Genomic DNA, 24,267 nt, shown 5'->3' on the forward strand with positions numbered 1-24,267 from the left:
TCAGGAGGCTTGGGCGAATAAATCGAGCTGCTGTGTGACGAGGGCCGAGCGCACCGAGCCGGCCCCGAACAGAATCTGACGGCGCACCTGCTGCTCGGTCAGTTCACCGATGACGGGCTGGTGCTCGCCCCGGCAGGTAAGGAAATATTTGGCCCGTTTGAGCACCACGCCCAGCTGGCGCAGGGTTTCCATATCGAGCGTGGCGAAGCGGCGGGCCGCGATGATGCGCTTGGCCGAGCGTGCGCCCACGCCGGGAATGCGCAGTATCATCTCATAGTCGGCCACGTTCACATCGATGGGGAAAACGTGGCGGTTGCGCAGCGCCCAGGCCAGCTTGGGGTCGATTTCGAGGTCGAGGTGCGGATGGGCGGGGTCGAGGATTTCATCGGCCTGGAAGCCGTAGAAGCGCATCAGCCAGTCGGTCTGGTACAGGCGGTGCTCGCGGATGACGGGCGGCTGCGTGACTTGCGGCAGGCGGGCATCGTCGGTCACAGGAATGTAGCCGGAATAGTACACGCGCTTCAGGCCGTAGCCCTGGTAGAGGCTGTCGGTCAGCTTGATAATCTGCAAATCGGTTTCGGCGCTGGCCCCCACAATGAGCTGGGTGCTCTGGCCGGCGGTAGCAAAGCCGGACACTTTCTTGAACAGCGCCTTTTCCTCTTTATTCTGGATGATGCCGTCCCGAATCTGAGCCATCGGGGTCAGGATTTCCTGGTAGTTTTTTTCCGGAGCCAGTGTGGTGAGGGCCAGCTCGGAAGGCAGCTCGATGTTCACGCTGAGGCGGTCGGCGTAGAGGCCGGCTTCGGCAATGAGCTCCTCCGAAGCGCCGGGAATGGTTTTGACGTGGATGTAGCCGTTGAACCGGTGCTCGGTGCGCAGCTTTTTCACGATGCGAACCAGGCGCTCCATCGTGTAGTCGGGGCTGGAGAAGATGCCAGAACTCAGAAACAGGCCCTCGATATAATTGCGGCGGTAGAAATTGATGGTGAGGTCCACCACTTCATCGACGGTGAAGGCGGCGCGCTTTACGTCGTTCGAGCGGCGCGAGACGCAGTAGGCGCAATCGAAAATGCAGTGGTTGGTGAGCAGAATTTTCAGCAGGCTCACGCAACGGCCGTCCTCGGTATAGCTGTGGCAGATGCCCATGCCTTCGGCGTTGCCCAGGCCTTTGCCTTCGTTTTTACGCTTGCCGCCGCTGCTGCTGCACGACGCATCGTACTTGGCCGCATCGGCTAATATGCTTAGTTTCTCCTGAATGCGCTCGTTCATGCGGCGGGGCGTTGCTTTCGGCCTTAAAAGTAATAAACAGCACCCAATTGGGCACCATGTGTTAAGCTAATTTTATTGGAAATAGTTTCTTTTTCTACAGAAATGCCCGGCTATTATTTCGCAACGCATTAGTAAAATCATCGGCCCAATACCCTTAGCGGGCAGTTGAGGCACCAAAGCCCCGGCTCCTTTTCGTAATTTGCGGCGTTGCGTCCCCAAATGAGCTTTCGCGGTCTGGTCCTGCTTGTGTTTTTGCTGCTGGGCCTGCTGGCCCGGCCGGCGCGCGCGCAGACGTTTGACCCGCGCTCGGCAGTACCGCCCGACTCGCTCAAAGCCAAGCTGGAGGTGCTGCCCCAGCGCCCCGACTCCCTGCGCCAGCGCTTCAACGAGCAGCGGCTGCTGACCCGGCTGCAAGCCTACTCGCGCCGCAAAACCATTGCCGGCCGGGCAGTTTCGGCAATGTTCAACTTCACGCGGCGGCAGGAAGAGCAAGCCGGCCTCGACGTGGTGCTGCTGGACCGGCAGTTTGACCGGCACAACTTCAAAATCGTGCGGCGCATCAACATCCGCACGCTCGACGCCTTCGGCTACAACCTCTCCGACTCCACCCGAGTGCCGCGAACCGTCATCGAGAAAGCGGGCAATGCGCTGCACATCAAAACGTCCCGCTCGCGCATCCGGCAGGTGCTGCTATTTCGGGCGGGCCAGCCGCTGGAGCCCCAGGCCCTGGCCGAATCGGAGCGTCTGCTGCGTCAGACGCCCGAAATCCTGGACGCCCGCGTGCTGGTGAATGAGCGCACCACCACCCGCGACAGCGTGGACATTGAGGTGCTGACCAGGGACGTATTCAGCATCACGGCGGGGGTGGAAGTGGGCACGGCCACGGCGGGCGTCATCACGGCCGGCGACGACAACTTCCTCGGGCAGGGCCACCAGCTGGCCAATTCCTACAGCTACGGCCGCGACCTGCCCCAGAGCTGGGCCTACCAGGGGAGCTACACGGCCCCGTTCCGGCACTTCCTGTTTGCGCAGGCCCGCTACCGCAACGAAAACAACTACCGTTCGGGCGGCGTGTCGCTCACCCGCGACTTTTACTCGCCCAGTACGCGCTACGCCGGGGCCCTCAGCCTGAACGCCTACGACCAGAACGTGGGCTTGCAAGCCCCGCCCGAGGGGCAGCCGTACGTGCTTTACCCGCTGCGCAACTACGTGCAGGATGTCTGGGTGGGCCGCGCCCTGCGCCTGCGTTCCTATGACCTGGGCTATGAGAACCCGGGGCGCATCATCGTGGCGGCCCGCATCATCAACACCAACTACACGGTAGTCCCCCACCCTACCGACGTGCCGCCGCCGGACTACCACAACGGCACGCTGCTGGTGGGCACGGTGGGCTACTCGGTGCGCCGCTACTACAAGGCCCGGTACCTGTTTGGCTTTGGCCGCACCGAGGACGTGCCCACGGGCACACTGTTCAGCTTCACGGCGGGCTACGATGTGAACAGCGTGCTGCCGCGCCGCTACTTCGATGTGCGCATGGCGGCGGCCAGCTTCAGCGCCAGCGGCAGCTACCTTTACGGGGCCGTCGACTTTGGCTCGTTTCAGACCATTAATCAGCCCCGGGTGTGGCAGCAGGGCCTGCTCGGCACCGAGTTCACGGCCTTCACCCGGCTCTACCACGTGGGCAACTGGCAGTACCGGCACTTCCTCAGCAGCCGGGGCACCATTGGACTGAACCGCAACCCCGGCGACCTACTCCAGGGCATCACCAACGACCGGGGCCTGCGCGGGTTTTCGCCGGGGCAGCCCATCATCGCCACCAGCCGCTTCGTGGTGAACTACGAAACCACGCTCTTTACGCCGCTTTCGCTGCTGGGCTTTCGGTTGGCCGGCATTGCCTTCGCCGATGCGGCCTGGGTGAGCGACCAGCCCCGGGGCGGCACGCCCTTCGCCAGCTCGCCCTACACGGCCTTTGGCCTGGGCCTGCGCTTTCGCAACGAGTTCACGGCCCTGCGCACGTTCCAGCTCCTCATCGGCTATTACCCGCGCGGGCTGGCCACGCCCAATGGCATCAAGATGTTTGAGTCGACCCGCGAAACGGTGACGTTCAATGACTTCGGCATTGGGGCACCCGGCACGTCACCGTATCAATAAGCCCACCACCCCAGGCTGGCGATGAATAAATAACGCCCGTGGTGCGGGGCACCACGGGCGTTATCGGCTAGTTTCCAGAAGTATTACCGCTCCGAGTTGAAGGAGATGGGCACAGTGCAGGCCACGCGCACGGGCTGGCCGTTGGAGCGGGCGGGCTCCCACGGCGGCATCAGCCACACCAGGCGCAGGGCTTCGTCGTTGAGGCCGTTGCCGGGGCCGCTCACCACATGGGCATCCTGCACTTTACCCTGGGCGCTGAGAATAAAGTTGACAAACACGCGGCCCGAGATGTGGCGCTGCAAGGCTTGCTGCGGATAGCGAATGTGGTGGCCGAGGTACTCGGCAAAGGCTCTATCGCCGCCCACAAACTGCGGGCGCACTTCCGGGTTAATGAACACCGAATCGGGCTTGATGGCGGCCGGGGCCAGGGGGCTATTTTGGGCGGCCGGGTTGGGGCCGGTCTGGGCCAGGCTCTGGCCGGTGGCCAGCAGGCCCAGCAGCCCAACACCGGATAGGAAGCGTAGAGGATTCAGCATATTGCGAGGAAATAGGGAATAGAGGATAAACGCCAGGCCGGGAAGTCTAGCAACAGACTAAGCTACGAAAGTTTTACCGGAATTGACTTTTGTGAATAAAATAAAAGCCGTCAACAAGCGTATTAAACAATTCAAAAAAGGCACTTCTGGCAAATCACACAAGTAGCAAATCGGCTCAATGAATCTTCAGAGGCAATTACTGCGCCACAAAGATATTGCGCACTTGCATTTTTGAAATAATAACCTAGTTATTATTAGCAATTATTTAATATAATTATTCAATGAAATATCGGGATGACAGAGGCAGGTCCTTAAGAATCAATTATGTTTGTAATCGTAAATCGGCGATAATCAAAATACTATTCTATGGCTACTCACAAGCGGGCCGAATTCACGGCGGCCGAGCAGCGGCTGGCCGCCATTGCCAAAGCCCTGGGGCACCCGGCGCGGGTGGCCATTGTGCGGCTGCTGGCCCGGCGCCGGGCCTGCGTGTGCGGCGAGCTTGTGCTGGAATTGCCGCTGTCGCAGAGCACCGTGTCGCAGCACCTCAAGGAGTTGAAGGCGGCCGGGCTGGTGCAGGGCGAGATAGATGGCCCTCGCGTGTGCTACTGCCTGGACCCGGCCGGCTGGGCCGTGGCCCGGCACCTGCTCGGCGATTTGCTGGCGGAAATACCTACGGCCGCGACCGAAGCCGCCGCTGGCCCCGGCTGCTGCTGAGCAGTCTGACACCCTCGTGTTTTCCTTAAAAACCACTCTTAACCAGGCAATACCATGAAAATATCCGAGATGAAAGAAGCCCTGAGCGGGCTGAGTGCCGTGAGCTTCCGACTGCCCGATGGCACGGCGCTACCGGCCCATTTCCATGTGACGGAGGTGGGGCTGGTGAGCAAGCATTTTATCGACTGCGGCGGCGTGGAGCGGCGCGAAACGGTGGCCAACTTCCAGCTCTGGGAGGCCGGCGACTACGACCACCGGCTGGCTCCGCAGAAATTCCTGCACATCCTGAAGCTGTCGGAGAAAATCCTGGGCCGGGAGGATTTGGACATTGAGGTGGAGTACCAGCAGGCCACCATCGGCAAGTTTGGGCTGGCGTTTGATGGCACCGGTTTCCAACTCACGGCCAAACAAACGGCTTGCCTAGCGCAGGATGCCTGCGGCATTCCGGCCGGCCAGCCATTTGCCCTGCCCCAGCTGCAAATGGCCGGCTGCACACCGGGCGGCGGGTGCTGCTAGGGGCGATTTATCGCGCTGTTCCAACTGCTTGCCTAAAGCCTGATGCCCGCTAAAAAGAACATCCTGGTGCTGTGTACTGGCAACTCCTGCCGCAGCCAGCTGCTGCATGGCTACTTGGCGCAGGCGCTGGGCGAGCGCGCTGCGGTGTATAGCGCCGGCGTGGAGGTCCACGGCCTCAACCCGCGCGCCGTGCGCGTGATGGCGGAGGACGGCGTGGACATTTCAAGCCACACCAGCAACCATGTCGATGAGTACGCCGCCGTGCCCTTCGACTATATTATCACCGTGTGCGACCATGCCAATGAGGTTTGCCCGGTGTTCCCCTCCACGGCGAAAAAGCGGCATCACAACTTCCCCGACCCCGCCAAAGCCACCGGCAGCGAAGCGGAAATTATGGCCCGATTCCGCAGCGTGCGCGATGAGGTGAAGGGGTACGCGCAGGATTTTGTGCGGGCTGTATTCTAATAGCAAAACGTCATCCCAATTCTACTTCTATGAACCTGCTTCCCCTCCTGGCCGCGCACTGGCCGGCCGTGCGCGCCATTTACGCCGAGGGCATGGCCACCGGTACCGCCACTTTTGCCACCGAGCCGCCCAGTTGGGAGGCCTGGGACAGTGGCCACCTGCCCAGCTGCCGCCTGGTAGCCACCGCCAAAACAGGCCAGGTGCTGGGCTGGGTGGCCCTGTCGCCGGTTTCGGGGCGCTGCGTGTACGCGGGCGTGGCCGAGGTGAGCGTGTACGTGGGGGCCGCCGCCCGGGGGCAGGGCGTGGGGCTGGCCCTAATGAAGGCGCTGGTGAATGAATCGGAGCAAAACGGCCTGTGGACCCTGCAAGCCGGCATTTTTCCCGAAAACACGGCCAGCGTACGGCTACACGAAGCCGCGGGGTTCCGGCTGGTGGGGCGGCGCGAGCGCATCGGCCAGCTGCGCGGCGTGTGGCACGACACCCTGCTGCTGGAGCGCCGCAGCGTCGTAGTGGGCACCAATACCGCCGGGGCCTGATGCCGGCGACGTTGCGAACCTGCCTGCTGGCCGAGGTGCTGGGCACGGCCATTCTGCTGATTTTTGGGACCGGCGCGGCCGTAGTCGATGCCCAAACCCACGCGCTGGGGCACGGCGGGGTGGCGGCGGCCTTCGGGCTGGTGGTGTTCATTCTCATCCAAAGTCTGGGCGAAGTGAGCGGCGCACACATCAACCCGGCCGTGACGGTGGCCTTTTGGGCCGGGGGGCGCTTTCCGGGGCGGCGGGTGCTGCCCTATGTGCTGGCGCAGCTGGCGGGCGCGGCGCTGGGCAGCGGGCTGGTGAAGCTGATTGCCGGGCCGGGCTCCGACCTGGGAGCCACGCTGCCGGCCCACGGCCCCTGGCCGGCGCTGGGCATCGAAACCTTCCTCACCTGCTGGCTCATGCTGGTGATTCTGCGCGTCACTGCGGGCTCGAAAGAAGCGGGCATACTGGCCGGGCTGACCATCAGCGTCACGGTGGCGCTGGAGGCGCTGGTGGCCGGGCCACTCACGGGCGCGAGCATGAACCCGGCCCGCTCGCTGGCCCCGGCCCTGCTCAGCGGCAACTGGACCGGCTGGTGGGTGTACGTGGTGGGGCCGGTGGCGGGCGCGCTGCTGGCCGTGGCCGTAGATAAGATTTTGAAATCTGCCGAATAACCGTAGAGTGTGGGGTCGTACCTACCAAAAAAAATGCCCTAACGCGCGGCGTTGGGGCATTTTCGACTTTGAAAACCCAGGCGGCGCTAAGCCGACAGTTGGGCGCGCCGGGTGGCAATGCCGGCCAGCGCGGCCGTGAGTACATCGACCTGGCCCTGCACCTGGGCAGCGTCCACGGTGGCCAGGAAACGGTCGGTGCCGGTACTGACGCGGTTGGCTTTCGCAATTTTCTTGCGCTGGGCCTGGAGCAGCTCCACGGCATCTTCGGCGTCTTGCTGCTGCAAGGGCGTGAGGCCGGCCACGGCGGCCTGGCCCTGGGCCACGAGGATTTCGCCGTCTTTTTTGGCGAGGGCCGCCACGCCGCTGGTCTGGCTGCGGCTGGCCCGCTCGTCGGTAATTTCGAGGCCGGTGTCGCGGTAGCTGAACGTTTTCAGCTCGAAGGTGACATCGTCTTTGGCAGCGTCGCACTCGGCCCAGCTGGTGAGAAAGGAATAATCGGGGTTCATGGGAAGAATGGGGTTAGGGGTTCATGAAAAGAATTGATACCCTCCCCCAACGCAGTGGTGACCGGCCTTAGTATTAGGAATAAAAACAGATGCGTCGGCCTCCGGGCAGGCACTTACGGCTGCCCGGTCGGGGCAGTGGCGGGCGCTGCCAGGGCTTCGGCCAGGGCGGCGGCTTCGGCCAGCAGGCCGGCGGCCTGGGCGCGCAGGCGGTGGTAGCGCGTGGCCTCGGCGGGCGGCAGGGGGCGGGCGCGGGCGGCCAGCCAGCCCCGCAGCCAGCGGGTGTGGTCGCGGGCGCGGGCCGGGTCGGTGGGGTCGGCGGCCTGGGCGAGGGCGGCGGCCAGGGCCTGGGCGGCGGGCCCCTGCCCGGTAGGGGTGTCGGGGGCCGGGGCATCATCGGTGGGGGGCAGCAGGACGGGCAACGCGGCGGCCCAGCGGGCGGCGACGTGGGCGCGGGCGGCCAGGGCGTCGGCCTGGGCCAGCAGGCCGGCGGCGCGGTGCAGGCACTCGCGGCGGCGGAAGTCGAGGTCGGCCGCGTCGGGCGCGGGGGTGCCGGGGGGCAGGGGTACGCCGGGGGGCACGGCGGCGGGCATTTCGGGTGGGGGCAGCTGGAGCAGCAGCGGCAGCAGGGCGGCGCGCACGGCGGGCGTGAGGGCCCGGCGGTTGGACTCCAGGTCGCGCACCAGCGGCGGGCTGATGCCCAGGTACAGGGCCAGTTCGGCCTGCGCGAGGCCAAACCAGGCCCGGACGCGGACTACTAGAGAAGTGGAATCGGGAAGGCGCGGCATGAGTACAAGTTGCGCTGTTATTTTTGATTTCGCACAGAAACAGCGCAGAAATACTTTCCAAAGTTGCGCTGTTTCCGCGAAAAATCAAAAATAACAGCGCAAAGCAGGGCGTGGGGTCGGGCCCGTTAGGGCTTGCCCCCGCGTCCGACGTAGTTTTGCCAGTACCACCGACAGCCCAATCCTCCAATGGCGGAACCAACCCAAGACCCTACCCCGGCCACCCCCGTCCCAGCCGCCCCGGATGTGCGCCTGCTGCGCTCCATTACGCTGCGCAACATCCTCTCCTTCGGCCCCGACACGCCCCCGCTGGAACTGCGGGCGCTGAACGTGCTGATTGGGCCGAACGGGAGCGGGAAATCGAATTTGCTGGATGCGGTGGAGTTGCTGAAAAAAGCGCCGGACGCGGAGAATCTGCGGGCCGAGTTGAAAGCCGACCATTGGCTTTGGAAAGGGAAGCCTGAAGCCTATGATATTATTATTTCTGTAGATACGCGGCTAAAATACAGAGCCGACGTTACTCACTCAATGGAAATAGATACGGTATTTACATTAGACCCATATAGCTGGATTGTAACTGAACTGATTTTATCAAAGAGATACTTAAATAATGATTCTGAATTTAAAGTGGAATTTGAATCGGGTACTGGTACTGGTACTGCTAAAGTAAATTCTCAAGAATCATTGATTGAGGTTCCAAGGGCTGAACTTAATTATGCTGCTTCTAGCCTTTTTCAATTCAGAAATCCACACAGTTACTCAATCCTAACCCACTTAGGAGAGGAATACCGCCGCATTCGCCTTTACCGCGAATGGACATTCGGCCGCAACTCCACGCCGCGCCTACCGCGCCGCACCGACGAGCGCAACGACTTCCTGGCCGAAGACGGCTCCAATCTGGGCCTCGTGCTGAACAAGCTGCGCACCTACCCGGAGGTGAAGGACCAGTTCATTAGTGCCCTGAATGAGCTGTATGAGGGCATCAAGGACTTTGATGTGCTGGTGGAAGGGGGCTCGGCGCAGATATTTCTACGGGAGGGCAACACCAGCATTCCCGCCACGCGCCTCTCCGATGGCACCCTGCGCTACCTCTGCCTGCTGGCCATTCTGCTGCACCCCACGCCGCCGCCGCTCATCTGCCTGGAAGAGCCGGAGCTGGGCCTGCACCCCGATGCCGTGGTGGCGGTGGGCAAACTGATACTGCAAGCCTCGGAACGGACGCAGCTCATTATTACCACGCATTCCGACATTCTGGTAGACGTGCTGGGACAGGTGCCGGAAAATATCGTGGTGTGCGAAAAGCACGACGGCCAAACCCACATGACGCGCCTGAACGAAGCCGACCTGCGCGGCTGGCTGGAACGCTACAGCCTGAGCCAGCTCTGGACGAAAGGCAAGCTGGGAGGAACGCGCTGGTGAAAAAGCCCAACACCCTGACCATTTACGTGGAAGGCGGTAACCGCGACAGCCGGGCGGCCCTCATCGAGTGCCAGCGGGCATTCCGGCTCTTTCTGGAAAAGGCGGGCCTGCCGCCGCGCAGCTTCCGCGTGGAAGCCTGTGCCAGTGGCAACCAGGCGTACGAAGATTTCTGCCTGGCCCTCGCCACTGGTGAAAAGGCCCTGCTGCTGGTTGACAGCGAAGAGCCGGTAGCCGCCGGCTCCCACCCCGGCCAGCCCGTGCCCGCCTGGCAGCATCTGGCCAGCCGGGCCGAAAACCGGCTGGCCCAGCCTCCGCAAGCCACTACTGAGCAGGCCCACCTGATGGTGCCCACGATGGAAGCCTGGTTTCTGGCCGACAAAGACCGGCTGGCCGCCTACTACCGAGGCCCCTACGGCCGCGAAGCCTTCAATGAAAACGCGCTGCCCAAACGCGTCAACGTGGAAGGAGTAGGCAAAAAGCAGCTGGAGGATGCCCTGGCCAACGCCACCCGGCCTAACCAAACCAAGGGCAGTTACCACAAAGGCCGGCATTCGTTCGAAATTCTGGAAACGCTCGACCCCAAGATGGTAGCCCCTGCCTCGTACCACCTGCGCCGGCTGCTGTGCCACTTGAAACAAGCGCTCCAGGCAGCCACCACCATGAGCTGGCTGGATTGCGCCGAATTTGCCCCGGCGGCCTGAAAAGTCGTTCGTGCCCGACCTTTGCCCCTTCACCCCTCAAAATTGCACCCTATGGCCAGCCTCCTCCTCGGCGATTACAACGACCTCGAAGTAGCCCGCGAAACCAGCATCGGCCTCTACCTCACCTCCGACGACGGCGACCTGCTGCTGCCCGAAAAGTACGTGGAGGCCGGCACCCGCGTGGGCGACATCGTGCGCGTGTTCGTGTACCGCGACTCGGAGGACCGCCTCATTGCCACCAACCTGCGGCCCCTGACGCTGGTGAACTCCTACGCCGGCCTCACGGTGAAGGACCACGGCCCGGCCGGCGCGTTCCTGGAGTGGGGCCTGGAGAAAGACCTGCTCCTGCCCTTCCGCAACCAGCGGCGCGACCTGCGCCCCGGCGAGCGGGTGTTCGTGTACGTGTACCTCGACGAGGAAAGCGACCGCCTCGTGGCCTCCACCAAGTGGAAGCAGTTTCTGAGCCAGGAGCCTTTCCGGGGCGAGCCCGGCGACGAAGTGCGCCTCATGGTGGCCGACGAAACCGAGCTGGGCTACCCCGTCATCGTGAACGGGACGCACCAGGGGCTGCTGTTTCACAACGAAGTGTTCCGGCCCCTGCGCCTGGGCGAAATCCTGCCCGGCTTCCTGCGCCAGGTGCGCGCCGACGGCAAGCTCGACGTGCGCCTGCAAAAGGACGGCTACGGCGAAGTAGAATCGGCCACTGATACGCTGCTCAAAGCCATCCAGGCCGCGCCCGGCGGCCGCCTGCCGCTGGGCGACAAGAGCCTGGCCGATGACGTGTACCGCCGCGTGGGCATGAGCAAAAAAGTATTCAAGAAAGCGCTGGGGGCCTTGTTCCGGCAGGGCCTGGTGCTGCTGGAACCGGAAGCGACAGTACTGAAGTAACATCAAACCTGATGGATAATGCGGATTTGATGGATGAATTTTGGGGAATGGAATTCGATTGGTTCGCACTTGAAGAGGCGGGTAACATTGGAGTCTTCAGCTTCGGAGGTTATGGCTTCATCCTAGAAGGAGTACTAGCGCATCACGCAGCTCATTCGCACCTTGCTGATGAAATTCCTCTTCCTCATTTAGGCAGCTTACAAATTTGGCAAGACTTCGCTGAAGCGGGTTTATTTGTATATGACTGGAATGAATACAAAGGCCCTTATTTGCTGAAAGCAGAGCCGATTAAACCACTTGATGCAGCCTTTAAAGACAAAATTCTATAAATCGAAGGGCTGCCTATTCTTCGCCACAACTTTCGCGATAGAGCAGCGGTAAGCATAGCGGATTTAAAACCGATTCCTATGCAAAAAACCGCTTTACTCGCCGGGGCCACGGGCCTCATTGGTTCGCAGCTGCTGCCACTGCTGCTGGCCTCGGAGCGCTACGCCAAGGTGATTGTGGTGGGGCGCAAGGCCGTGCCCACCATCCACCCCAAGCTGATGCAGGTGGTCACGGAGCTGGACCGGCTGGACGAGGTGCGCCTCAAGCTCATTGCCGACGACGTGTTTTGCTGCCTGGGCACCACCATGAAGCAGGCGGGTTCGAAGGAGGCTTTTTTCAAGGTTGATTTCCTGTACGTGGTGCAGCTGGCGGCGCTGGCAGCCAGCAACTTTGCCGCGCAGCTCCTGGTGGTGTCCAGCATGGGGGCCGATGCCGACAGCGCCATCTACTACAGCCGGGTGAAGGGCGAGATGGAAGCCGCCGTGCGCCAGACGCCCTTCCGGGCCATCCACATTTTTCGGCCCTCGCTGCTGCTGGGCGAGCGGGCCGCGCCCCGCCTGGGCGAGCGCCTGGGAGCCGTGGTGCTGCGGCTGCTGCGCCCCCTGCTGCGCGGCCCGATGCTGAAGTACCGGCCCGTAACGGGGGCCACGGTGGCCGCCGCCATGCTTCGCGCCGCCGAGGACGATGGCGGGGGGACCCGGGTGCATTCGTCCGACGAACTGGCCCTGGCCTGAGCATTGGGGGTGGCCCAAAGCCGGGCGCTGCCCCCTTCCGTGCGCCATGCCGTAGAAAGCTTCGCCAGCAGCTAATGAGGCTTGCGGCTTCCTGAGCGGCCCGGGAGCGGCACCGTTCCGGCGAGGACAGGTAGGCGCTGGATGTTTCCATTAAGGAGGTCGCTTTGAAAAAAGGCAGCGACCCAGTGTAAGGATAGCCGCTGGTGAGCGTCTGGCCCCGCAACTATTCTCCATACCTATGAAGCTTTTTTCCAACCTCGCCAGCGCGCTGATGCTGCTGGCCGCCCCGGCGCTCGCCCAAACAACCGCCCCGGCTCCATCGCTCACGGCCTCGGCCCTGGCCGTGGGTAGCACGGCCCCCGATTTTAAAGGCCAGGATGCCGCCGGGCGGCCCGTGGAGCTGCGCCAGCTCCTGAAAAAGGGGCCGGTGGTGCTGTATTTTTATCGCGGGCAGTGGTGCCCATACTGCAGCAAGGAGTTGAGCCAGCTCCAGGATTCGTTGCAGGTGCTCACAGCTAAGGGCGCGCAAGTGGTGGTGGTTACGCCCGAAACCCCGGCCAACATCGGCCAGACGGTGGCCAAAACCAAGGCATCGTTTCCCATCGTACATGACCAGGATTTGGTTATTATGAAAGCCTACAAAACGGCCTTCGTAGTGGACGATGCCACAGCTCAGAAGTATCTTGGCTTCGGCGTAGACCTGAAAAAGGCCAATGCACTCGACCAGAATATTCTGCCCGTGCCCGCCACCTACGTCATCGGCCGGGACGGCAAAATCAAGTTCGTCTACTTTGATGCCGACTACCGCCACCGCGCCAGTGTGCGGCAGGTGGCGCAGGCGCTGTAACTCCACGTTTATTCGTTCGTGCTATGCTTCGTTCACTTCCTCGCCTGGGTTTGTGGCCTGTCTTGTTGGGGCTGGCGGCCTGCACCAAAACTGCCGATTCGATGGAGCAGCCCCCCGCGCCGGCCATTGGCCCGGCGCTTTATCGCGTTACTTTTGAAGCCACCTGGAGCGCCGGCACGCACGCCAACTACCCGGCCGGGGCGCACTTTTCGGCCGTCATCGGGGCTTCACACCGGGCCGATGGCCTCTTGTTCCGGCCTGGCCAGCCAGCCAGCACCGGCATCAAGGACATGGCCGAGCGCGGCAACAACACCGCGCTGCGGGCCGAGATAACAGCCTTACTAAGCAGCGGCGCGGCTTTCCGAATGGTGGAGGGGCACGTCATCAACTCGCCGGGCACGGTGGCCGATACCATTCGGCTGGATGCCGCACACCCCCGCCTGAGCCTCGTCACGATGATTGCGCCGAGCCCGGACTGGTTTGCGGCGCTGGAAGACGAAAATCTGCTTGATGCCAACGGCCAGTGGGTGGCTCAGCGCCGGGTGCCCGCCCGCGCCTACGACGCCGGCACCGACAGTGGCCCCACCTTCACCGCCCCCGACCAGCCCACGCTGCCGGCCGGCGTAGTGGCCCCGCTGCTGCTGCCGCCCGCCACTGGCCCCGCCCCCGAAGGCCCCCCGCTGGGCACCTGGCTCCTGGAGCGCATCAAGTAATCAGGTCCCTTCGCGTTTAAAAGACAGTGAGACAACTGAGAGCAAAATGAGCCACGACGGCAAAATATCGAAGCACAACATGAGCGAAAACAGCAGGTGAACTACCGGCGGCGGGCGTGCCCGCCGCCCCATTGGGCTAAAGCAGAAACGAGCGGCCTAAGCGGGCTGCTCGTTTCTATTTGTGCCGGGGCTGCACCGGGCTGCTGCATACTTCCCGGTCCACTGCTTACTTTTGTCCAAGTTCCATCATTCGCATACAAGGTTTTTTCATGAATTATTTACGTCTTACTGCTTTCCTGCTCCTGCTGCTGCCCGGCCTGGCGGCCAATGCTCAATCGAAGAAAAAAAGTGGCGGTGGCGGCAATGGCAGCGGTTCGGGCTATAGCACGGGCATTGGCCTGCGCGGCGGCGGCTGGTCGTCGGGCCTCACGCTGAAGCACTTTTTGGGCAGCGGCAAAGGTGTGGCCATCGAAGGCCTGCTCACGACGGAGTACAAAGCGCACGGCGGCCGCCTCACCATCCTCGGCGAGAAGCACATCGGCGTGCCCGACGCCAAGGGCCTGCAGTTTTACTACGGCGCGGGCTTCCACGCCGGGGCCTACCAGGGCCGCTACTACTTCGCCGATGACCGGTTTTACTACAACGGCCGTAACGGCGACGCGTACTTTTTCAAAGGCAACAAAGGCGGCTATTACTACGACGAAACCACCTACCTCGCCATCGGGGCCGACCTGATTCTGGGCCTCGAATACAAGCTGCCCGACCTGCCCTTCGTGGTGGGCGTCGACTATAAGCCCTTTTTCGAGGTGTTCCACGGCTACACCGGCTTCTACAACGACGCGGCCGTGAGCCTGCGCTTCACGTTCTAGACTTCCAGCCGCACCAATTATTGCGCTGCAAAAGGCCCTGCCAGCTATTGGCGGGGCCTTTTTTTGTTTGGCCAGCGCCTGACGTGGGCGTGGGCGGCGGGCCGCATAATGAGCTTATTGCCATATTTGCATCTCACTTTCGCCGCCTGCTCATGAGCACTCTGATACAATTCGTAGCCAACTACGACGACCTTTCCACGGACAAAGGCTTCCAGTTCAAGTTTCACTGCGACAAGTGCCGCAACGGCTACCTGTCGCGGTTTCAGCCCAATACGCTGGGCATTGCGGGCAGCCTGCTCAATGCGGCCAGCAGCCTGTTTGGCGGGCTGGGCGGGGTCGAGAACGCGGCTTACCAGATTCAGCAGGCCGTGGGCGGCAAGGCCCACGACACCGCCCTGGAAGCAGCCGTGGCCGAGGGCAAGCAGCAGTTCAAGCAATGCACCCGCTGTGGCCACTGGGTGTGCCCCGATGCCTGCTGGAACCACAGCGCCGGCCTCTGCGAAGACTGCGCCCCCGACGAGCAGGAGGAGCTCCGCGCCCAGCAGGCCCAGGCCACCCGCGAGCAAATCCGCACTCAAACCCGCGCCCAGGACTACACCAAGAACCTCGATTTCCTGAACCGCGACCCGCTGGTGCAGTGCCCCAACTGCCAGGCCAAGCTGGCCCCCGGCCAGAAATTCTGCCCCAGCTGCGGCACCGCCACCGCCGCCCAGACCCAGCCCCGCCACTGCACCAGCTGCGGCGAGGCGCTGAAGCCTGAGCAGAAGTTTTGCCCCGGCTGCGGCACGAAGGCGGGGTAGCCGGGGGTATACGTAGCACGTCATGCTGCGCTACGCTCAGCATGACGTGCTTTAAACTTCTTAAATTCAACACATTCGCCCCAGTCCCATGGCTACCGTCAAGCCCATCCTCCGCATTTTCGACTACGCCAAGGCCCTGGAGTTTTACCTCGACTGGCTGGGCTTTCGCATCGACTGGGAGCATCGACCGGAGGGCAGCCCTGGCTACCTGCAAGTCACGCGTGGCGACGTAACCCTGCACCTTTCCGAGCACCACGGCGATAGTTCGCCGGGCGCACGGGTCTTTATTGATGATTTTGAGCACCTCGCCGCCTACCACACGCAGCTGCTGGCCCGGCAGTACAAGCACAATAAGCCGGGCCTGAACATACCGTTCTACGACCCCACGGCGCTGGAAATGACGGTTATCGACCCGTTCCACAACCGCCTCACGTTCGTGGAGCGCCGGTAACGGCCTGGTTGGGAATTCAGGGTTTATCCCTTTGGTAGCTATTGCGTTAGCGGCCACTTCGCTCCGCAGATGCGGTGGCAGTGCTCGACAAAGGCCCGGGCCTGACCGCAACTGAGCAAACCAAACTGTTCGTGATGTTCCGCCACCGGCACATCCCCGTCGAAAGCATCGGCGTGGGCCGGCATTTGGTTAAGCGCGTCGTTGAGAATAGGGCGGCGGCATTCGGGTGAAAAGCGTGCCGGGCACAGGCTCCCGCCTTGCAGGGCTGCTGCCGAACCGCAGCTAAACTTAGCCACCCGGCCTTACGTAGGGGTAGCTTGTGCCGAAGTTGAGCAGTGTGCTGTTGGTCGATGATGACCCGACGAATAATTTCCTGAACGAGCGGCTGCTCAAGCGGCTGGCCGTGACGGAACACATTCTGGTGGCCGAAAACGGGCAGGAAGCCCTGGCCGTAATTCAGCGGGCCAGCACCGCGTCCCGGCCCAGCTACCCTTCCCTCATCCTGCTCGATATTCAGATGCCCGTCATGAACGGCATCGAGTTTTTGCAGGCCTACCAGCAGTTGCCCCTGGCCCAGCGGTGCGCCACCACCGTGGTGGTCCTCACCACTTCCATGGCCCCACGCGACCTCACCCGCCTCGACGAGTTGCCAACTGCTGGCCGCATCACCAAGCCCCTCACCCTGGAAAAGCTCGATGCCGTGCTCCAACAGCACTTTCAGGCACTTTCCAACCACTAAGCACTTGCGGGCTGGCCAATGGCCGCAACGGGCCTGGCCTATTTTTTAGCCTTACTTTACAATATGATTGAAGAACTGAAAAGTCCCACCGGCCGCGTCTATCTCACCATCGACTCGGATGCCGCCAACCGCTGGATTTTCGTGGATTGGATGGGCTACCTCACCGCCGAGAGCATCAAGACGGGCGCGGCAGCTTACACGGCTGCCCTGGCCAAGTCAAAATTCAGCTGCGTACTCAACGACACCCGCTCCGTACGCGGCCCCTGGGACCACTCCATGGATTGGGTTATCAATACCTGGGCTCCCAACGCCGCTGCGGCCGGCCTCAAATACTTCGCCATGGTATCCACACCCGAATCCCTGGCGGATGGCTCGGCGGCCAATTTCTACGCCCAACTCACCGCCTTTCATGCCGAAGTATTCGACAACCTGAGCAGCGCCCGCGAGTGGCTGCACCGCATGCAGGCGCAGAGCTAGCCGCTACCACCCGCTACACAGACCACGCAAGGGGCCGGCAATTTGCCGGCCCCTTTTTGTTTGGCTCCGGTTTGGCCCCGCCGCAGTCACAAAAAAAGTTTTCCCGGGCTGTAACGTCTGCCGGCAACGGCGGTATCCATTCCCGAAAGCTTTCCCATCCTAATCGCGGCCCGAGTCATGCGCTCCCATCGCAGCCCTCCCCCTTCGCTGTGCCCTCTAGCTGCTCTCCCTGCCGAAGCCGCCGCCACCGCCGCCCAAAGGCAGCGAAATGGCCTCACCCAAACGGCTGTCTACCGGCCAAAATACCTTCAAACGCACCATTTGCTTCAGCAGATAATTTTTTTATAGAATTTTTATCTCTGATAATCAGCAAGTAAACGGATAAGTATCGCGCAAAAGGTATATTAATTGAAACAGTACCTTGTTTTACAAAGTACCTACCATACATTTGTACTGTTCAACGCCCAGTACTATATCAGCCGAGAACGTCGCACTTTTTTCATTTCACCTTTTTTCTGTAAAAAAATCATGAAAGCCTCCCTCAACATCCGCCCCGTTTCCACCATCCAGACTACTGCTGCGCAAGGACTTGCATCGGCACCTTATCTGCGGGTAATGCTGTTGGCTGGCCTGGCCCTTCTGGGCGGTGCCGGTGCTGCCCAGGCCCAGACCGCTCCGTCCGTCACAGCCAAGCAAGGCGATGCCCAGGGCTTGTGGCTCAGCGTGGAAAACCCCACACAGCAACGGATGCAGATGCAGGTCGTTTCCCTGGCCCACCGCGTTTGCCTGGTGAATGAAGTGAACCACCGGGCCGCCTACGGCAGCAAGCTAAACTTTGGCGGGGTGCCCGCCGGCCAGTATGCCGTGCTGCTGCGCGTGGGCCGCGAGCGGTACCGCTACAGCGTGGACGTGCAGTCCAAGGACCAAACCACCATTTCGGTGCGCGAGCTGACGCCGGCCAAATCGCCGGAAGTAGTGGCCGCCGTATCCCGCTAGCTCGCCCGGTTCAGGGGCCGGCAACGCCGCCCTTCATCATGTTCCGGCCCCTGATAGCACTGGCTATCAGGGGCCGAGTCGCGTGCTGGGGGCACGGTGGTTTACGCGGCCAACGGCAGGGCTTTGCGGCTGTACCGGTCGCGGTAAGCCAGCGGCGACACGCCGGTGATGCGCTTAAACAGCGTGCGGAAGGCCTTGGTATCGGAGTAGCCCACCGAGTACATGACTTCACTCACGTTGTCCTGCGATGTTTCGAGGCTCATTTTGGCGGCTTCGATTTTCACGCGCTGCACGTATTCGGCCACGGTGTTGCGGGTGGCTTTTTTAAAGCGGCGCTCGAAGTTGCGGCGGCTCAAGCAGCTTTGGGCGGCCAGGTCGTCTACGGCCAGTTTGGCGGCAAAGTGCTGCTCAATAAAATCCTGCGCCTTTTTGACGGGCTCGTCGTCGTGGTCCTTCTGCCCCCGGAAAATGACGAACGGCGACTGACTGCGCCGGCCAATATCAATCTGAAACACCTTGGCGCAGCACACGGCCAGGTCGCGGCTCACCAGTTTCTCTACCAAGTACAGCACCAGGTTGAGGTAGGAATAGGCCCCGCCGCTGCTGTAGAGGCCGTGCTCGTCGGTTATCACTTGCTCGGCCACCAGATGCACGGCTGGGTACATGGCCGCAAACTGCGCGGCCCCCAGCCAGTGCGTGGCGCACTGCCGGCCATCCATCAGCCCGGTGGCGGCCAGGATGAACGCGCCCAGGCACAGGCTGGCCACCTCGGCTCCGGCGGCGTGCTGGCGCACTATCCAGGGCAGAAAGGCTTGATTGAGGGCCACGGCTTCGGCCAAATCGCCGTGCGGCGCGGGAATGATGATGAGGTCGGTGCGAAAGTCCTCGGCAATGGTGCGGTGGGCATGCAGCGTGAACAGGCCCCGGTTGAACGTCCGATTTTTGGTGAGGCCCACCAACTCAATCTGGAAAGCGGGCGGCTGGCCCATGCTGGTTAGCAATTCATTTACCTGGCTCAGCACCTTGTGCGGCCCTTCGATGCTGCCCACTACCGCGTCGCCGGCCGGCACCAGAATAGAAACGTGTTTCATAGTAGCCCAAATGTAGCGCATTTCCTGCCGCATTCAGCCCCCTAATTAGGCGGAATCGCCCCCTTGCCCCGGTCAATTTTGCTAATACCTTTGCTAAACATGTTAGACGCTATATTTTTTAGCAGCGCAACTATTTTCTCACGCCGACACCCGGCACTCCAAACACATTTTCCACCCTCCAGAACAGCTTACCATGAAAAATCGCACCACCGCCCGCTTCTATTGGACGCTCACTCTGCTCTTCTGCCTGATGATGCTGGCCGACGGCGTGGCCGGCCTCCTGCTGGAGAAAAACGGCCAGGAAGCCATGCGCCAGCTCGGCTACCCACTCTACGTCATGACCATCACGGGCGCGGCCAAAATCCTGGGCGCGCTGGCGCTGCTCCAGAACAAGTACCGCACGCTGAAGGAATGGGCTTTCGCAGGCTTTGCCATCGACTTCATTGGGGCGGCTGCTTCGGTAGCTTTTGCCGGCCTGGGCTTTGGGAGCACCGTTCCGGCGCTGGTGATGCTGGCGGTGCTGTTCGGCCTCTATTTTCTCTGGAAGCAGTACCTGGCCCGGACCACCACTGTTGTGGATAAAATGGCAGGTTTCGAGCCTACGCCTTCGTTCGTTATCTAAAAACGGTCATCCTGTTTTCCTATCAACCAAACCCCTAAACTTCCCCAACGCCATGATTCACTTCAGCCCCTACCTCTTCTTCAACGGCAACTGCCGCGAAGTACTTGCCTTCTACCAAAGCTGCCTGGGCGGCGAGCTCGACCTGATGCGGTTCGGCGACTCGCCCGCGGCGGCGCACATGCCGGCCGAGGCCCAGGATAAGATTATGCACGGCACGCTCACGACCCACGGCTTCATCATCATGGCTGCCGATGGCGGCCGGGTGGGCGCGTCCCTCATCGTGGGCAACAACGTGCGGATGAGCCTGCACTTCGATAACGACGCCGAAATCGAAGCCACCTTTGCACGGCTGAGCGAGGGCGGCCAGGTCATCGACCCGCTGGCGGATATGATGTGGGGCGGCAAATTCGGTTCGCTCACCGACCAGTTTGGCATCCAGTGGTTGTTCAATTTCCAGCGCGCCGCCGGCGCATAAGCAACTCCTGATTCCTGCATTATGAGCAAAGTAATTGCCGCCGAATACCTCACCCTGGATGGCGTGATGGAAAACCCGGCCTGGACTGCCCCCTATTTTAACGACGAGCTGGGCGAATTTCAGAGCGAGCTGATGACTTCCAGCGATGCCCTACTGCTGGGCCGCGTTACCTACGAAGCCTTTGCCGCCGCCTGGCCCCAAATGCCCGACGCCCCCGGCGCCGACCGCATGAACGGCATGCCCAAATACGTGGCCTCGCGCACCCTGCAAACCGCCGGGTGGAACGCCAGCATCATTGGGGGCGACGTGCCCGCCGCCGTGGCCCGCCTCAAGCAGGAGCCTGGCCAGAACCTGCTCATCTACGGCAGCGGCCAGCTGGTGGAATGCCTGCGCCAGCACGGCCTGATTGACGAATACCGCCTCATGGTTTTCCCGGTGGTGCTGGGCAGCGGCAAGCGCCTTTTTGCCGAAGCTCCTACCAACTTCAAACTCGTATCGTCGCACACCACCAGCACGGGCGTGCTGGTGCTCACCTACAAGCCGAATACCACCTGATTTTCATGGACCTGAAACTGGAGCTCATCCCCGTACCGGTGGCCGATATTGACCGCGCCAAGGCCTTTTATACCAACCAGGTCGGCTTCCGGCTCGACCACGACGTGCGGCCCAGCGCCACGGTGCGCGTGGTGCAGCTCACGCCGCCGGGCTCGGCCTGCTCCATTGTGCTGGGCGAAGGCATGGCGGGCATTGTGATGCCCGCCGGCTCGCTGCGCGGCCTGCACCTGGTGGTGGCCGACATTGCCGCCGCCCGCGCCGAGCTGGCCGGACGCGGCGTGGCCATGGGGGCCATTCAGGACCTGGGCAGCATTAAGTACGCCGGTTTTAAAGACCCGGACGGCAATACGTGGACCTTGCAGGAAATTGCGGGCCGCAAGTAGCGCGGGGCTAAAAGTTGAGGTCGTCGGGTTCGCCCAGCAGGCGGCGGCCTTCGCGAATCTGAGCTTCTTGGTGGACAAAGCTGCTGCCACGCTCGCGGTAGCGGTACTGGCCATCGTCAGGGGCAGCAAGGCCGATGCCGAGGCTGGCCCGCTGGCTATAGTCCTCATACACATGCGGCAGCGCGGCGATGAGTTGGTTGAAGTAATGCCGGTGGCCGGCCGCAATCACCGCCTGGCGCCAGTCGGCGTGCGCTTCGATGGGAATCTGCACGGAGTTGCCGGCATTCTGGAGGCGCTCAAGGGCCAGGGGCAGGTCGAGGCGGTCCTCCGATGCGTCGAAGGCTTCGAGCTGGAGCTTGGTTTCGAACTGGCGCAGCCGGGCAACGGGCTCGAAGCGCCGGAGCCAGTCGCGCACGATGTCGTCGTGGTCCGGGCCGTAGGTGGGCACGTAGGGGCGCGGGTCCTCAGGGGCCGGCACGTAAGGATTGAGGCGACGGTGTTCGTCCCGGGCGGCTTCTTCGTAGCGAAACTCGCGCTCGCCGCGCGGGTCGGACAGCTCGCGCAGGTAGCCCGTGCCCTGGTGCAGGTCCCAGAACTCGGTAAAGTCCGTGAGGGGCTCGTCGGCATCGTCGTCGGGGTCGTCGGGGTTGGGGCGCATGTGCGGGTAGCGGCGCTGCATCCAGAAATTGCGGCCCGGGTTACCGGTTTCGATGTCCCGCGAGCTGTCGAGGCGCCCCAGGTAGGCGATGAGCAGTTCCAGCTCGTCCGGCGTAATGGGCGATACCACCGGGCACTCCTCAATGTAGTGGTGCCAGTCCTCAAAATCGGCGGTGAGGCGGGCACCGGGCACTTCTACCAGCTCGGCCCGCCACTGGCATTCCAGGTCGAACAGCTTCTGGTGCTGCACAATCCACAGGGCTTTGTAGGCCACCTTGTCGTGCTGGTGCAGCAGGTATTCCAGGTTCGATTCGTATACCTCGCCGTTGCGGTGCAGCTCGGCCAGCAGACGGGCATAGCCTTCCAGAAAGATGGAGTTGTACAGCGGCTGGTAGCCGGCCAGCAGCTCCTGGTAGCGCGGGTCGGCCAGTACCTCCTCTTTGGTGGGCGGGCCAGGCGCGGGTGGTTTGGGCTCTTCGGAATGATTAGCAGCCATGCAGCAGGGGCCGGCGGGGATGTGGTGAAGCGCCGCCGATACTGCCAAGGTACAATTCTGCCGGATATACTACCCCACCACCGGCAGGGTGAAATTGAACGTGCTGCCGCTGCCCAGCTCGCTTTCCACCCACAGCCGGCCGCCCTGCGTGGTGATGAACTCGCGGGCAATGCTCAGGCCCAGGCCCGAGCCGCCACGGTAGCCGGACTTATCGGGCAATTGGGCGAAGCGCTGGAAGATTTTCTCGTGGTGTTCGGCCGCAATGCCCGGGCCGTGGTCCTGCACGCTCACCTGCACAAAGGCCCCGGCCACGGCGGCGCGCACCGTGAGGGGTGCCCCCGCGGGCGAATAGCGGATGGCGTTGGCCAGCAAGTTGATGAGCACCCAAGTAGTTTTCTCCACGTCGGCGCGGGCTTCGGGCAGGTCGGCGCGCAGCTGGAGCTCCAGGCGCAGGCGCTTGTCGGCGAGCTGGGGCTGCACGGTGGCGGTGGCGTAGCCGATGACATCGGCCAGGCTGGTGGGCCGCACATCGAGCTGGATGCCCGCGCCGGCGTCGAGGCGCGACACGTCGAGCAGCTCGGCTACCATGCGCTGGAGGCGCTGAGTCTCCTGGCGGATGTAGCCCATCACGCGCTGGCGCTCATCGGCGGGCAGGCGCTCATCCTGAAGCAGCTTGGTGTTGAGGTTGATGCTGGAAAGCGGCGTTTTCAGCTCGTGCGATACGGTGGCGAGGAAGTTCGACTTCACCTGGTCGAGCTTCTTAAAATCGGACACGTTGCGCAGGGTCAGGATATGGCCCACAAACTCGGTTTTCTCGGTGGCTTCGTTGAAGGAAACCAAATCCTGCACCGCCAGGCGATAAAACGCCTCCTCGCCGCGCTGGGCAATGTGCAGCAGCGGCGCTTCGGCCACGGCGGCCTCGCGGTTGGGCGCATCCAGCGGCTTGAGCATGGCTTGGAACAAGTCGTTTTCGAGGCGCACGGTGGCGGCCGGGCGGCCCACCAGCTGGGTCACGGGCAGGCCCAGCAACTCGCACAGCACGGGGTTGGCCAGCAGGATGTGGCGGTTTTCATCGAGCAGCAGCAGGCCTTCGTCCAGGGTATTCACGATGCTGGCGGCGCGGTTGCGCTCGGTTATGAGCTCGGCGGCGGTGGAGGTGCGGTATTCGCGTAGCTGGCTCAGCATGCGGTTGAAGGCGCGGGCTACCTGCCCGAACTCATCGTGGCTTTCCTGCGGAATGCTGGCCGAAAAGTCGCGCGCGGTGGCGTGGTCGAGGGCGGCCGTGAGCTTGCGCAGGGGCTGCACGGCGGCTTCGGGCACGCTGCCCACCAAGGCCAAGGCCAGCAGCCCGGCCAGGGTAATGAAGACGAGCAGGTTGCGGTTGGCCTGGTCGGCGCGCTGGTTGGCGGCTTCGGTTTTGCGGTTCAGCGCGTCGGTATTCAGCGCCATCATCTGGTAGGTGAGAGCGCCCAGCCGGTACGGCTCGGCGGCAATGCCCAGCGGACTGGCCGGCCCGGTGGCCACTGCCCGCCGGGCCGCCTGCTGATGCTGCCGCAGCTGCTGCGTCAGGCTCTGCAAGTCATCGACGACCTGCTGCTCGCCGGGTTCGGTCACGTTGCGGGCTTCCGCACGCAGAGCGGCCAGGAAACCGGCCGTGCCGGCGGTATCGGCCAGCGGCTGGCGGGCCAGCTGGTCGAGGCTTTTGAGCATGCGCAAACCCAGATTCACGGAATACAAATTGGCCTTGAGCACGTCGCGCGAGCTGCGGTCGAGCTGCCGCAGCGAGTAGTACGCGTAGCCCCCGATGCTAAGCAGCAGCAGCAGCATGGCCAGGAAGCCAGTGGTTATTTTGGTCTTGAGGTTCATGGGTTTGGGGGGACTTATCTTATCCTT

Annotated in this window: 30 protein-coding genes; 23 read left to right on the top strand and 7 right to left on the bottom strand. The window is 62.5% G+C overall.

Going from position 1 to position 24,267, the window contains the following annotated elements:
- Complete coding sequence (locus ACVWYF_RS14250; protein WP_457069099.1) at window positions 1-1,269, bottom strand: putative DNA modification/repair radical SAM protein; 1,269 nt, start codon at window positions 1,267-1,269, stop codon at window positions 1-3.
- Window positions 1,270-1,488: 219 nt separating this feature from the next.
- Between ACVWYF_RS14250 and ACVWYF_RS14255 the strand changes: the two genes are divergently transcribed.
- A complete protein-coding gene (locus ACVWYF_RS14255) occupies window positions 1,489-3,420 on the top strand; it encodes a hypothetical protein (protein ID WP_457069101.1) in 1,932 nt (643 codons plus the stop codon).
- An 83-nt stretch (window positions 3,421-3,503) separates the two neighbouring features.
- Here ACVWYF_RS14255 and ACVWYF_RS14260 read toward each other — a convergent pair whose 3' ends face one another.
- Window positions 3,504-3,956, bottom strand: coding sequence for an energy transducer TonB (locus ACVWYF_RS14260; protein WP_457069103.1), 453 nt, complete (start codon window positions 3,954-3,956; stop codon window positions 3,504-3,506).
- Between the two features lie 366 nt (window positions 3,957-4,322).
- Here ACVWYF_RS14260 and ACVWYF_RS14265 point away from each other — a divergent pair, with 366 nt between their 5' ends.
- From ACVWYF_RS14265 to ACVWYF_RS14285, 5 genes are read left to right on the top strand one after another with little or no spacing between them, the layout of a single operon-like run.
- On the top strand, window positions 4,323-4,673 hold the full coding sequence (locus ACVWYF_RS14265; RefSeq protein WP_457069105.1) for an ArsR/SmtB family transcription factor: 351 nt from the start codon (window positions 4,323-4,325) through the stop codon (window positions 4,671-4,673).
- Window positions 4,674-4,727: 54 nt separating this feature from the next.
- Window positions 4,728-5,189 (top strand): DUF6428 family protein, encoded by a 462-nt coding sequence (locus tag ACVWYF_RS14270; protein WP_457069107.1) that lies wholly within the window; start codon window positions 4,728-4,730, stop codon window positions 5,187-5,189.
- Window positions 5,190-5,231: 42 nt separating this feature from the next.
- Complete coding sequence (locus tag ACVWYF_RS14275) at window positions 5,232-5,654, top strand: arsenate reductase ArsC (RefSeq protein WP_457069109.1); 423 nt, start codon at window positions 5,232-5,234, stop codon at window positions 5,652-5,654.
- 29 nt (window positions 5,655-5,683) lie between these two features.
- Window positions 5,684-6,190: an N-acetyltransferase family protein gene (locus tag ACVWYF_RS14280; protein WP_457069111.1), complete on the top strand. Its 507-nt coding sequence runs from the start codon at window positions 5,684-5,686 to the stop codon at window positions 6,188-6,190.
- Window positions 6,190-6,846, top strand: coding sequence for an MIP/aquaporin family protein (locus ACVWYF_RS14285; protein ID WP_457069113.1), 657 nt, complete (start codon window positions 6,190-6,192; stop codon window positions 6,844-6,846). The genes ACVWYF_RS14280 and ACVWYF_RS14285 overlap by 1 nt, the downstream gene beginning before the upstream one ends.
- A gap of 86 nt (window positions 6,847-6,932) precedes the next feature.
- Here ACVWYF_RS14285 and ACVWYF_RS14290 read toward each other — a convergent pair whose 3' ends face one another.
- Window positions 6,933-7,352, bottom strand: a complete 420-nt coding sequence (locus tag ACVWYF_RS14290; RefSeq protein WP_457069115.1) for a hypothetical protein — start codon at window positions 7,350-7,352, stop codon at window positions 6,933-6,935.
- 113 nt (window positions 7,353-7,465) lie between these two features.
- On the bottom strand, window positions 7,466-8,137 hold the full coding sequence (locus ACVWYF_RS14295; protein ID WP_457069117.1) for a helix-turn-helix domain-containing protein: 672 nt from the start codon (window positions 8,135-8,137) through the stop codon (window positions 7,466-7,468).
- 186 nt (window positions 8,138-8,323) lie between these two features.
- Here ACVWYF_RS14295 and ACVWYF_RS14300 point away from each other — a divergent pair, with 186 nt between their 5' ends.
- From ACVWYF_RS14300 to ACVWYF_RS14360, 13 genes are all read left to right on the top strand, one after another.
- The gene (locus tag ACVWYF_RS14300) at window positions 8,324-9,553 is read left to right on the top strand and encodes an AAA family ATPase (RefSeq protein WP_457069119.1); all 1,230 of its coding nucleotides are present in this window, start codon (window positions 8,324-8,326) and stop codon (window positions 9,551-9,553) included.
- Window positions 9,550-10,254: a DUF4276 family protein gene (locus ACVWYF_RS14305; RefSeq protein ID WP_457069121.1), complete on the top strand. Its 705-nt coding sequence runs from the start codon at window positions 9,550-9,552 to the stop codon at window positions 10,252-10,254. Before ACVWYF_RS14300 ends, ACVWYF_RS14305 begins: the two co-directional genes overlap by 4 nt.
- 51 nt (window positions 10,255-10,305) lie before the next feature.
- Window positions 10,306-11,142 (top strand): CvfB family protein, encoded by an 837-nt coding sequence (locus ACVWYF_RS14310; RefSeq protein ID WP_457069123.1) that lies wholly within the window; start codon window positions 10,306-10,308, stop codon window positions 11,140-11,142.
- Window positions 11,143-11,153: 11 nt separating this feature from the next.
- Window positions 11,154-11,471: a hypothetical protein gene (locus ACVWYF_RS14315; RefSeq protein WP_457069125.1), complete on the top strand. Its 318-nt coding sequence runs from the start codon at window positions 11,154-11,156 to the stop codon at window positions 11,469-11,471.
- Between the two features lie 78 nt (window positions 11,472-11,549).
- The gene (locus tag ACVWYF_RS14320; RefSeq protein ID WP_457069127.1) at window positions 11,550-12,203 is read left to right on the top strand and encodes an NAD-dependent epimerase/dehydratase family protein; all 654 of its coding nucleotides are present in this window, start codon (window positions 11,550-11,552) and stop codon (window positions 12,201-12,203) included.
- 238 nt (window positions 12,204-12,441) lie between these two features.
- Window positions 12,442-13,050, top strand: coding sequence for a peroxiredoxin-like family protein (locus tag ACVWYF_RS14325; RefSeq protein ID WP_457069129.1), 609 nt, complete (start codon window positions 12,442-12,444; stop codon window positions 13,048-13,050).
- A gap of 23 nt (window positions 13,051-13,073) precedes the next feature.
- A complete protein-coding gene (locus tag ACVWYF_RS14330; protein WP_457069131.1) occupies window positions 13,074-13,763 on the top strand; it encodes a spondin domain-containing protein in 690 nt (229 codons plus the stop codon).
- A 269-nt stretch (window positions 13,764-14,032) separates the two neighbouring features.
- On the top strand, window positions 14,033-14,632 hold the full coding sequence (locus ACVWYF_RS14335) for a hypothetical protein (protein ID WP_457069133.1): 600 nt from the start codon (window positions 14,033-14,035) through the stop codon (window positions 14,630-14,632).
- 152 nt (window positions 14,633-14,784) lie between these two features.
- Window positions 14,785-15,432, top strand: a complete 648-nt coding sequence (locus ACVWYF_RS14340; protein ID WP_457069135.1) for a zinc ribbon domain-containing protein — start codon at window positions 14,785-14,787, stop codon at window positions 15,430-15,432.
- Between the two features lie 88 nt (window positions 15,433-15,520).
- On the top strand, window positions 15,521-15,883 hold the full coding sequence (locus ACVWYF_RS14345) for a glyoxalase superfamily protein (protein WP_457069137.1): 363 nt from the start codon (window positions 15,521-15,523) through the stop codon (window positions 15,881-15,883).
- Between the two features lie 319 nt (window positions 15,884-16,202).
- Complete coding sequence (locus ACVWYF_RS14350; protein WP_457069138.1) at window positions 16,203-16,622, top strand: response regulator; 420 nt, start codon at window positions 16,203-16,205, stop codon at window positions 16,620-16,622.
- Window positions 16,623-16,685: 63 nt separating this feature from the next.
- Window positions 16,686-17,099, top strand: a complete 414-nt coding sequence (locus tag ACVWYF_RS14355) for an STAS/SEC14 domain-containing protein (RefSeq protein WP_457069140.1) — start codon at window positions 16,686-16,688, stop codon at window positions 17,097-17,099.
- A 528-nt stretch (window positions 17,100-17,627) separates the two neighbouring features.
- Complete coding sequence (locus tag ACVWYF_RS14360) at window positions 17,628-18,095, top strand: hypothetical protein (RefSeq protein ID WP_457069142.1); 468 nt, start codon at window positions 17,628-17,630, stop codon at window positions 18,093-18,095.
- Between the two features lie 101 nt (window positions 18,096-18,196).
- Here the strand turns inward: ACVWYF_RS14360 and ACVWYF_RS14365 are convergent, their stop codons facing one another.
- Window positions 18,197-19,186, bottom strand: a complete 990-nt coding sequence (locus tag ACVWYF_RS14365; protein WP_457069144.1) for a GlxA family transcriptional regulator — start codon at window positions 19,184-19,186, stop codon at window positions 18,197-18,199.
- 193 nt (window positions 19,187-19,379) lie between these two features.
- Between ACVWYF_RS14365 and ACVWYF_RS14370 the strand changes: the two genes are divergently transcribed.
- From ACVWYF_RS14370 to ACVWYF_RS14385, 4 genes are read left to right on the top strand one after another with little or no spacing between them, the layout of a single operon-like run.
- Window positions 19,380-19,808 carry a DoxX family protein gene (locus ACVWYF_RS14370; RefSeq protein ID WP_457069146.1) on the top strand — a complete coding sequence of 143 codons (429 nt, stop codon included), beginning with the start codon at window positions 19,380-19,382 and terminating at the stop codon, window positions 19,806-19,808.
- Window positions 19,809-19,860: 52 nt separating this feature from the next.
- A complete protein-coding gene (locus ACVWYF_RS14375; protein WP_457069148.1) occupies window positions 19,861-20,283 on the top strand; it encodes a VOC family protein in 423 nt (140 codons plus the stop codon).
- Window positions 20,284-20,304: 21 nt separating this feature from the next.
- On the top strand, window positions 20,305-20,838 hold the full coding sequence (locus ACVWYF_RS14380) for a dihydrofolate reductase family protein (RefSeq protein WP_457069150.1): 534 nt from the start codon (window positions 20,305-20,307) through the stop codon (window positions 20,836-20,838).
- A 5-nt stretch (window positions 20,839-20,843) separates the two neighbouring features.
- Window positions 20,844-21,221 carry a VOC family protein gene (locus ACVWYF_RS14385; protein ID WP_457069152.1) on the top strand — a complete coding sequence of 126 codons (378 nt, stop codon included), beginning with the start codon at window positions 20,844-20,846 and terminating at the stop codon, window positions 21,219-21,221.
- 7 nt (window positions 21,222-21,228) lie between these two features.
- On the opposite strand, the gene ACVWYF_RS14390 is transcribed toward ACVWYF_RS14385, so the two are convergent.
- Together ACVWYF_RS14390 and ACVWYF_RS14395 are read right to left on the bottom strand one after the other, a co-directional pair.
- The gene (locus ACVWYF_RS14390; RefSeq protein WP_457069154.1) at window positions 21,229-22,374 is read right to left on the bottom strand and encodes a hypothetical protein; all 1,146 of its coding nucleotides are present in this window, start codon (window positions 22,372-22,374) and stop codon (window positions 21,229-21,231) included.
- A gap of 69 nt (window positions 22,375-22,443) precedes the next feature.
- Window positions 22,444-24,240, bottom strand: coding sequence for an ATP-binding protein (locus ACVWYF_RS14395; protein ID WP_457069156.1), 1,797 nt, complete (start codon window positions 24,238-24,240; stop codon window positions 22,444-22,446).
- Window positions 24,241-24,267 lie beyond the last annotated feature (27 nt).

It is taken from the genome of Hymenobacter sp. UYAg731, assembly GCF_054061335.1.